Source organism: Photobacterium rosenbergii, from assembly GCF_003026455.1.
Taxonomy (GTDB): Bacteria; Pseudomonadota; Gammaproteobacteria; order Enterobacterales; family Vibrionaceae; genus Photobacterium; species Photobacterium rosenbergii.
Window position 1 is genome coordinate 43,318 of the sequence record NZ_PYMB01000027.1, and the last position, 9,945, is coordinate 53,262.

General features: G+C 49.1%; 7 protein-coding genes. 6 read left to right on the forward strand and 1 reads right to left on the reverse strand.

Annotated features, from left to right (window positions below; all coding sequences use genetic code 11):
* Positions 1-21: 21 nt before the first annotated feature.
* Positions 22-1,983: a bifunctional 2',3'-cyclic-nucleotide 2'-phosphodiesterase/3'-nucleotidase gene (locus tag C9J01_RS25830; RefSeq protein WP_107300967.1), complete on the reverse strand. Its 1,962-nt coding sequence runs from the start codon at positions 1,981-1,983 to the stop codon at positions 22-24.
* A 411-nt stretch (positions 1,984-2,394) separates the two neighbouring features.
* On the opposite strand from C9J01_RS25830, the gene cysG reads away from it, so the two are divergent.
* The 6 genes from cysG to cysQ are packed head-to-tail and all read left to right on the forward strand — an operon-like array spanning position 2,395 to position 9,319.
* Positions 2,395-3,819, forward strand: coding sequence for a siroheme synthase CysG (cysG, locus tag C9J01_RS25835; RefSeq protein WP_107300968.1), 1,425 nt, complete (start codon positions 2,395-2,397; stop codon positions 3,817-3,819).
* 13 nt (positions 3,820-3,832) lie between these two features.
* Positions 3,833-4,741, forward strand: coding sequence for a sulfate adenylyltransferase subunit CysD (gene cysD / locus C9J01_RS25840; RefSeq protein WP_107300969.1), 909 nt, complete (start codon positions 3,833-3,835; stop codon positions 4,739-4,741).
* A gap of 10 nt (positions 4,742-4,751) precedes the next feature.
* The gene (gene cysN, locus C9J01_RS25845) at positions 4,752-6,182 is read left to right on the forward strand and encodes a sulfate adenylyltransferase subunit CysN (RefSeq protein WP_107300970.1); all 1,431 of its coding nucleotides are present in this window, start codon (positions 4,752-4,754) and stop codon (positions 6,180-6,182) included.
* Positions 6,183-6,188: 6 nt separating this feature from the next.
* Entirely contained in the window at positions 6,189-7,916 is a 1,728-nt protein-coding gene (locus C9J01_RS25850; protein ID WP_107300974.1) for an SLC13 family permease, read from the forward strand.
* Between the two features lie 23 nt (positions 7,917-7,939).
* A complete protein-coding gene (gene cysC, locus C9J01_RS25855; RefSeq protein ID WP_107300971.1) occupies positions 7,940-8,560 on the forward strand; it encodes an adenylyl-sulfate kinase in 621 nt (206 codons plus the stop codon).
* Positions 8,561-8,575: 15 nt separating this feature from the next.
* A complete protein-coding gene (gene cysQ / locus C9J01_RS25860) occupies positions 8,576-9,319 on the forward strand; it encodes a 3'(2'),5'-bisphosphate nucleotidase CysQ (RefSeq protein ID WP_107300972.1) in 744 nt (247 codons plus the stop codon).
* Positions 9,320-9,945: the final 626 nt, after the last annotated feature.

Sequence of the window (9,945 nt, forward strand, 5' to 3'; positions counted from 1 at the left end):
AATGGTAATCAGCTAACTGACTTACTTTTGTAGGTCGATACGGTAAACCGCAAAGCCGATCTCGTCAGTACCGGTTTTCTCCATTGGGTACTGCGCCTTCTCCTTGATGAAGCTTGCCGCTTTGTCACCCGGAGACGTTTCGAATGTGATGTTTAGCGTTTTCTCACTCTTCAGTGGAGCGAAGTGCCAGTTGTTATCGGCACTTGGGGTGACTTCACCCTGCTCTTTGCTAACGCGGGTGATGTAGTCCGCCACAATCGTGCGGTTTTCATCTGGCGAGGCAAAGGCAATGAAGTCTTCACCGGTACCGGCAAACTTGCCGCTGTAAGCACGGTAGTTGTTGGTTGCGATGATAAATGGCTGCGCAGGATCTACCGGCTTACCGTTGAATGTTAGGTTCTGGATGCGTTCAGCCTTGTCGTTGATCAGTTTGCAGTCACCGTCATAACGGGCTGGCTGCGATACATCGATGCTGTAGTTCACGCCGTCGATCACATCGAAGTTATAGGTACGGAAACCGTCCCAGTTGATCAGACCTTGCTGCTTGTCGCTGTTGAGGTCAATTTGGTTGAACTGGCCAGCAGAACATTCAAGCCATTCTTTCACTTCTTTACCTGTGACTTTCAATGCCACTAGGGTGTTCGGGTACAGGTAGAGGTCTGCCGCATTACGGAAGGTCAACTGGCCGGATTCGACTTCAGTAAAGTTTGTTGGATCGTTACCACGGCCGCCGGCCTTGAACGGAGCTGCAGCAGACAGTACAGGAATACCGTCTAGGTCCGGGTCGCCCTGGATAAAGCGCTCAACATAATCCTGCTGGGCAAGGCTGACAATTTGGACTGTTGGGTCGTCCTGTACCAGTGCCAGGAAGCTGTACATGACATCGTTGGCTTTACCGATTGGTTGGTTGACGAACTCGCGGGTTCCGTCGTGCTCGGCTTTGACTGCCTCAACCATCTTCTCGTCGGCTTCTACGATAGCTTCGCCTTTGATCTTATCGAAGATAGGACGGGCTTCGGTCTGGGCGCTGGTAACCGTCCAGCTGTCGCCTTTTTGTTTCAGTACCAGATCAATCACACCTAGGTGATCGCCCCAGCGTCCAGGCATCACTGAAGGTACGCCGTTGATGGTGCCTTTTTCTACATCGGTATTTGGCAGGTTCGCAAACGCTTTGCTTGGGAACACCGCGTGAGAGTGGCCAAAGGCGATAGCATCGATGCCTTCTACTTCAGTGAGGTAGTATACCGAGTTTTCAGCCATCACCTTGTAAGGGTCAGCGGATACACCAGAGTGCGGGATCGCCACGATGATGTCGGCACCTTCTGCCTTCATTTGCGGCACAAACTTCTCAGCAGACTGTTTGATATCCTCAGCCTTGACCTTGCCTTCCAGGTGACGTTTGTCCCATACCATGATCTGCGGCGGAACAAAGCCGATGTAACCGATCTTAACTTCGTGTTCGGCACCGTCGGTGTCTTTGAAGGTGTGTGACTTAATCACATAAGGAGTGAACAGGTTTTTACCGGTTTTCAGATCGTAGACGTTGGCGTTGACGTATGGGAAGTTTGCACCAGCGATAGCTTTATCGAGGAAGTCCAAGCCGTAGTTGAATTCGTGGTTACCGATGTTACCTACTTCGTAGTTAAGTTGGTTCATCGCCTTGTAAACCGGGTGGATGTCACCGGCATCTAGCCCTTTGGCAGCCATGTAGTCACCCATTGGGCTACCTTGGATCAAATCACCGTTATCAACCAAAACACTGTTGGTTACTTCAGACTGGGCTTGCTTTACCAATGTTGCAGTACGGACTAGGCCGGTTTTCTTAGTCGGCTTGTCTTTGTAGTAGTCATAATCCATGACATTGGTATGGATATCCGTTGTTTCCAGGATGCGAAGCTTGATGGTGTCTGCTGTAGCCGGTCCTGCCATAGCCAGCATGCCACCCAAGATCGCTAGGGATAAGGGTTTGGCTGATAACTTCATAATTTTCTCCGTGAGTGTCGGTATAGGAAAGCGTGCATAAGGTAACAAAAACGCTCCCAAATTTGCGCAAAAGAATAGCTTTTATGTGTGATTAATCGCGTTTTTTTGCGCATTTTCTCATGTTGTCGAAAACGGTTGCCTCAGAAAGGAACATTTCAGCTACGCATAAGCCTAGGCCAAAAAGGTATAGCTTATGAGTAATTCGCCTATATCACTGTGATGAATGGTTTCATTCGTGACAATTGCAGGCTTTTGCCTAAATAAACTGATTTATTACTGTTTTTATCTAGGGGGCGAGAGATAAATTTGGGGGCGAACTTTTTGGAATAAAAAATGAAATTTAAGAATTTCAGGTAATAAATCACCGCAACTATAGTGCTTCTATCAATGGATTCTTAGGGGCACTCTCACATGGATTATCTGCCGATTTTTGCGGATTTAAAGCGCCGGCCGTGCTTGGTTGTCGGTGGCAATGATATTGCCTGGCGCAAAGCAAAGATGCTGCTCAAGGCAGGGGCTGACGTAAAGGTCATTAGCCCGGAACTGTCACCGCTTTTCCAACAAGCCGTCGATAACGGTCAGTTGACGCATGTGGCAGAGGAGTTTTCACCCCACCACCTAGACGGTGTCTTCTTGGCTATCGCAGCCACAGAGCGCAAGGCAGTGAATGCACTGGTTTATCAATCTGCCAATCAGCGTCAAGTATTAGTGAATGTGGTAGATGATACCCAGCGCTGCAGCTTCATTGTGCCATCTGTCATCGATCGCTCCCCAATAATCGTCGCGGTGTCGTCATCAGGGCAAGCGCCGGTGTTAGCTCGGTTGATCCGCGAAAAACTCGAAGCATTGCTGCCACAGCATCTAGGCAAGATGGCAACGATTGCCGGACGCTTCCGTTCCCGCCTAGCTCAAACCGTAACGTCTTTCTCTGCGCGCCGACGGTTCTGGGAGCAAGCCTTTAACGGACGCTTTGCATCTTTGGTCGCTGCAGGCCAGTTTGACTCGGCCGAAAAGGAGCTGGAGCAACTTAGTCAAGGTCAATCAAACCGTGGTGAAGTGGCCTTAATCGGTGCCGGCCCAGGAGATGCTGGCTTGCTGACACTCAGGGCATTGCAGTTATTGCAACAAGCCGATGTCGTGCTGTTTGATTATTTGGTTTCGGAAGAAGTGATGGAACTGGTTCGCCGTGATGCCGAACGGGTGTGTGTGGGTAAAAAAGCAGGCTTTCACAGTGTGCCCCAAGCCGAAACCAACCGTCTGCTGGTGGAATATGCCTCGCAAGGTAAGCGTGTGGTCCGTCTTAAAGGCGGTGACCCTTTTGTCTTCGGCCGTGGTGGCGAGGAGTTGGAAGTCTTGTTCGATCACAATATTCCATTTGAGGTCGTCCCTGGTATCACCGCCGCTGCTGGCGCGACAGCGTATGCCGGCATTCCTCTAACGCACAGGGATCACGCCCAGACTGCGATGTTCGTCACCGGGCATCTCAAGGCGGGCAGTGATCAACTTGATTGGCAAACCTTGGCGCGTGGCAACCAGACTCTAGTGATTTATATGGGCTTGATGAATGCCTCTGATATCAGGCTGCAACTCATCGAGCACGGCCGCGCAGCCTCTACCCCAGTTGCGATTATTGAACGCGGCACCCAACCCACCCAGAAAATATACAAAGGCCAACTCGATGAGTTGGACGAGTTAGCTCAACAGGCGGCTTCCCCAGCACTGATTGTGGTCGGTGAAGTGGTCAACCTATCAGAAAAATTACATTGGTTCGGAAAGCAACCACAACCTGCTCATCCTGAGATGGATCAGCAAGGTGCCGTGGTGAAACTGGCTTAGCATGGAGAGAGTAATGGACCCGAAACGATTTACCCACTTAAAGCAACTTGAAGCGGAGAGTATTCATATTATCCGTGAGGTTGCTGCCGAGTTTGATAACCCCGTCATGATGTACTCCATCGGTAAGGACTCCTCGGTCATGCTGCACCTTGCCCGAAAGGCGTTTTATCCGGGCAAGATCCCTTTCCCGCTGCTGCACGTCGATACCGACTGGAAGTTCCGGGAAATGATTGAGTTCCGTGACCGCACTGCTGAGAAGTACGGTTTTGATTTGCTGGTACACAAAAACCCCGAAGGGTTGGCGATGGGGGTTGGCCCGTTTACCCACGGTTCGTCCAAGCATACCGATATCATGAAGACCCAGGGCCTCAAGCAGGCATTGAACAAATACGGCTTCGATGCGGCCTTTGGTGGAGCACGTCGTGATGAGGAAAAGTCCCGGGCCAAAGAGCGGGTGTACTCCTTCCGAGACAAAAACCATACCTGGGATCCAAAAAACCAGCGCCCGGAGCTATGGAAAACGTATAACGGCCAGATTAACAAGGGTGAAAGTATCCGGGTATTCCCGCTGTCTAATTGGACCGAGTTGGATATCTGGCAATACATCTATTTAGAAGGTATCGAGATAGTTCCTTTGTATTTATCGGCAGTTCGCCCCGTTGTTGAGCGTGACGGTATGCTGATCATGGTCGACGATGACCGGATGAAGCTTGAGCCGGGTGAGAAGATCGAGCAAAAGAGTGTGCGGTTCAGAACCTTGGGGTGTTACCCATTGACCGGTGCCATTGAGTCCGAGGCCGATACGTTGCCGGGCATTATCGAAGAGATGCTGGTAGCGACTTCCAGTGAGCGACAAGGGCGGGCCATTGACCACGACCAGTCTGGCTCGATGGAACTCAAGAAACGTCAGGGATACTTCTAAGGAGAGAATAATGAATAGTGCAATTGAACAACAAGTGGCCGAGTTGGGGATTGAAGCCTACCTCGACCAGCACCAAAACAAATCCCTGCTGCGTTTTCTGACTTGTGGCTCAGTAGATGATGGTAAGAGTACCTTGATTGGCCGCCTGCTCCATGACTCCCAGCAGATTTATGAAGATCAGCTTGCCGCGATCCATGCCGATAGCCAGAAAGTCGGCACTACTGGTGATAAGCCTGACTTGGCTTTGCTGGTGGACGGTCTGCAGGCCGAGCGCGAGCAGGGGATCACCATTGATGTTGCTTATCGTTATTTCTCGACGAAAAAGCGCAAGTTCATTATTGCCGATACCCCAGGTCACGAGCAGTACACCCGGAATATGGCAACGGGCGCTTCGACTTGTGATGTCGCGGTTATCTTGATTGATGCCCGTAAAGGGGTGCTAGATCAGACCCGTCGCCATTCCTATATCGCCAGTTTGCTGGGGATCCGTCATTTCATCGTGGCAATCAATAAAATGGATCTGGTGGGCTTTGAGCAGTCGCGCTTCGAGTCTATCCGCGACGAGTACCTGACATTTGCCGAGCAGCTCAACCCGCAATTGAATATCAAACTGGTGCCGCTATCGGCGTTGGAAGGGGATAACGTGGTTGATCTCAGCGATCAAACGCCATGGTATCAAGGTGAATCCCTACTGGAGATGCTTGAATCGGTCGATATCAATGTCGATCGCCAGTCAGGCGACTTCCGTTTACCGGTTCAGTATGTCAACCGACCAAACCTGGACTTCCGTGGGTTTGCAGGTACCGTCGCCTCAGGCACAGTGAAGGTGGGTGATAGCGTTAAGGTACTGCCATCGGGTAAACAGTCACAGGTCGAGCGCATTGTCACCTTTGATGGTGATTTACCTGCCGCTTTTGCTGGTCAGGCAGTTACCCTGACGCTGGCCGATGAAATAGATATCAGCCGTGGCGATACATTGGTAGCCGCTGATAATGAGGCTGTACTGGGTAACCATCTGCTGGCTGATATTGTCTGGATGGCCGAGGCACCACTGGAGGTGGGGCGCCAATACGACATAAAAATCGCTGGCAAGAAAACCGTGGGTAACATCTCGGCCATTCGTCATCAGGTCGATATCAATAATCTCGGCCAGTTTGAAACCGCCAACCTGCCACTCAATGGTATCGGCCTGTGTGAAGTGACCTTGACCGAATCTATATCCGTTGACCCTTATCTCCATAGCCCGGATACCGGTGGTTTCATCGTTATCGATCGCTTAACCAATGTGACCGTGGGGGCAGGGATGGTACGCGAAGCGTTGGCTGGCGGACAAGATATTGCATCAACCTCGGTCTCTGCATTTGAAGTCGAGCTAAATGCCCTGATACGCAAACACTTCCCTCATTGGCAGGCGAAGGATATCAGTAAGTTGCTGGGGTAAGTGATGATGCAATGGGAACAAGGAATGGTTCTCGCCATGTTAATGGTGATAGTAACCTGCCTGCTGACAACAAGGATCAAGCCTGCTTATTTGTTTGCAGGGGCGGCCTTTATTGGCTTCCAGGCTGGGATGATTGACTTGCCAACTTTGGCTGGCAATTTTACTAATTCCTCATTGTTAACCTTGGTGTTACTGATCCTTGTTTCTATTGGCTTGGAAAAAACCCGTTTGATTAGTTGGGTTGGCAAGCAAATATCGAGTGGAGGGCAATCGACGGTAGTGGCAAAGCTGGGCCTGTCTACCGCTTTTCTCTCCTCCTTTACCAATAACACCGCCGTGGTGGTTTCTTTGATTGGTGCTATCAAACGAAATCAACGCCACGCCCCGTCACGCTTGCTGATCCCCTTGTCCTATACAGCAATCCTTGGGGGAACGTTAACCCTAATCGGTACTTCGACAAATTTGATTATTAATAGTTTTGTCGAAGACGCCGGATTACCCAGTTTAAGTTTCTTTGCCCCCACGACCATTGGGTTGGCAGTACTCGTGATCGGTTTGCTGATTCTGATCCCGTTAAGTTACCTCCTTCCTATTTATGACGAGAACTCACAAGACGACCTGCCCTACTTTTTAGAAGCCAAAGTGGTAGGTGGCTCACCGCTAGTCGGAAAAACGGTAGCCGAAAACGGGTTGAGGGCACTGCGTCGGTTGTTTTTGGCGGAAATTATCCGTGATGGAGAGACATTAGCGCCGGTATGCCCTGATACCCAGCTCAAAGCAGGGGACACGCTGCTATTTTGTGGTGACGTGGAAAGCGTAACGACTCTGCAGGAAATTAATGGCCTTCAGTTGTTTGGCCAGCATCATCTTAATGGTCAGTCAATGCTGGAAGTTATTGTCAGCCATTCAGCAGGGATCCGTGGCAAGACATTGAAGAGCGTTCAATTCCGTGAGCGTTTTGATGCGGTAGTGGTGGCAATTCGCCGAGGTCATGAAAGGCTGGCTGGTGGGCTTGGTAATATTGAGCTTCATGCCGGGGATACTCTGGTGATTGTGCCAGGAAAAACATTCAATAGTAAGAAGCAGCAGCTTAATCGTGAGTTTGTTCTGGTCAATGGCTTGGACTCCAGTGCCAGACTCGACAGTCAAAAGAGCTTCACGGTCCTGCTTGGCTTTATGATGGTGATTGCTGCCGCGTTACTGAATGTCCTGCCAATTATAAAGGGCTTGGCTGCGTATCTAGTCTTGCTGATAGCTTCTGGAGTGGTGACGTTTACTGAACTCAAACGCCGTTTTCCTATTGATATTGTCGTGATTGTTGGCTCAGCGTTGTCTTTGGCCCAGTTGATGCTCTCTAGCGGTCTCTCTGAGCGCATGGGTGAGATGTTAATGACGGGATTTGCCGATTGGGGAATGTATGGTGCATTGATAGCGGTATACCTATTGACCTTGGTATTAACCGAACTGGTCACCAATAATGCAGCAGCAGCTCTGGCCTTTCCCATTGCCTACAGTCTGTCTATTAGCTATGGCGTTGATCCTATGCCATTCATCATGGCTATTTTATTTGGTGCCAGTGCGAGTTTTATCTCTCCCTACGGATATCAGACCAACCTCTTGGTATATAGCGTAGGCAATTACAAACTGAAAGATTACTTGCGAATAGGGCTTCCTATCTCATTGGTTTACTCGGTTGTTGTATTAGCCTTGATTCCTCGTCTTTTCCCTTTTTAATCTAACTGTAAATGGAGTTATCTATGACGTCGGCTATTTCTACAGCCAACAATGACAACATCGTTTGGCATACACATAAAATCGACAAAGCCTACCGCGCAAAACAAAAGAACCAACAATCTTCTGTACTCTGGTTCACGGGGCTAAGCGGGGCAGGTAAGTCGACCATTGCAGGAGCATTGGAGCAGCGCTTGGCTGAGTTGGGTTATCATACCTATCTGCTCGATGGTGATAATGTTCGTCATGGCTTATGTCAGGATCTTGGTTTTTCTACTGAAGATCGCCGCGAAAATATCCGCCGAATCGGTGAAGTGGCAAAAATAATGGCGGATGCCGGGCTGATTGTGTTGAGTGCGTTTATTTCACCGCATCGTCATGAGCGCCAGTTGGTGCGGGATATGTTACCGTCGGGAGAGTTCTTGGAAGTGTTTGTTGATACTCCTTTGGATGAATGTGAAAGGCGGGACCCTAAAGGACTTTATAAAAAAGCTAGGGCAGGTGAGATCAAGCAGTTTACGGGTATTGATTCTGAATATGAGCAACCCTTGAATGCCGAAATCCACTTAGCGGCAGGTCATCATAGTGTCCAGCAACTTGTAGATCTCTGTGTGGATGCCCTCAAAGCTCGCAAGATAATTGAATGACAGAAGGAGTGAAGCGTGGGGAATCAGCTTGAGTCATTACATCAAATTGCCCTGGAGGCAGGTAAGGCAATCATGGCGCTTTACCATACACAGGTAGAAGTGACGGAAAAAGACGATCGCAGCCCAGTGACTGCTGCTGATTTAGCTGCGAATACGATTATCATGGAGAAGCTGGCACTACTGACTCCAGATATTCCTATCGTGTCTGAGGAGTCTGCACAAACCCCTTGGTCAGAGAGAAAAGACTGGCGGGCATTCTGGCTGGTGGACCCGTTAGATGGAACCAAAGAATACTTACGCAAGAATGGCGAGTTCACCGTAAATATCGCGCTGATTGAAAATGGACGTCCTGTGCTAGCGGTTGTCCATGCGCCTGCATTAGAGATAAGCTGGTTGGGGAATGGCAGTCAGGCATGGAGTGTAACTAATGATGAATGGAGCCCCATCAAGACTGAAGCAGCCCAGATACCGGTTATAGTAGGGAGTCGCTCTCACCCAAGTCCGCTGTTAGCTGACTATTTGGCGCAGTTCCCTCTATATAAGATGAAAGAAGCGGGGTCATCCCTAAAGTTCTGTCTTGTTGCAGAAGGAAAAGCGCAGTTCTACCCTCGCTTAGGGCCGACTATGATGTGGGATACCGCTGCCGGGCAATGTATCGCTGAAAGTGCTGGGGGCCAGGTTAAAACTCTTGATGGAGTCCCTTTGTCATATCATCGCGAAGATTTACTCAATCCATTCTTTGTCGTTAGCTACCTTTAATTTCCCAATCTGAAAAATTTCTTAAGGTTGTACCACTCTCCTATCATTTGTTGTCTACGCTTAACGGTACGCTGCAAAAAAGGAGGGTGACACCCACTGCTTGGCTGTTTTTTGTATTTATTCCGTTTTTACGCTCTTTTTGTCATCAGTTGGTAAAAAAAGTCAAAAAAAGCATTGCCAATAGTTCAAGCCTCCCTATAATGCCGCCTCACCAACGCAGTGACGGCTTATTAGTAAGCTATTCACAAATTGTGGATAACTTGTTGGTGAATGGCTCGGTAAATTTTATTGCCAATTTGGGGTTGACCTTGAGTTGGAAATCTTTAAAATTGCCTGCCTTGCTTGAGATGACGAGCTGAGTTCTTCAAAAGAACACGAATTGTTTTCTCAAGTGTTGTCAATAAAGGGTTTCGAAAAAATAATTTGAAATTTATTGTTGACATCAAAGGTTGCGCTGGTAAGATACGCAGCCTCGACCAACACAAGGTGTTGAGTCAACGTTCTTTAACAATTTGACCATGCAATCTGTGTGGGCACTCGTGAAATGATAGTCAACAAAAGAATTATCAATGAAACTGAGTGACCAAATCGAATCGTAAGATTCGGCACAGTCAATTCATTCATTA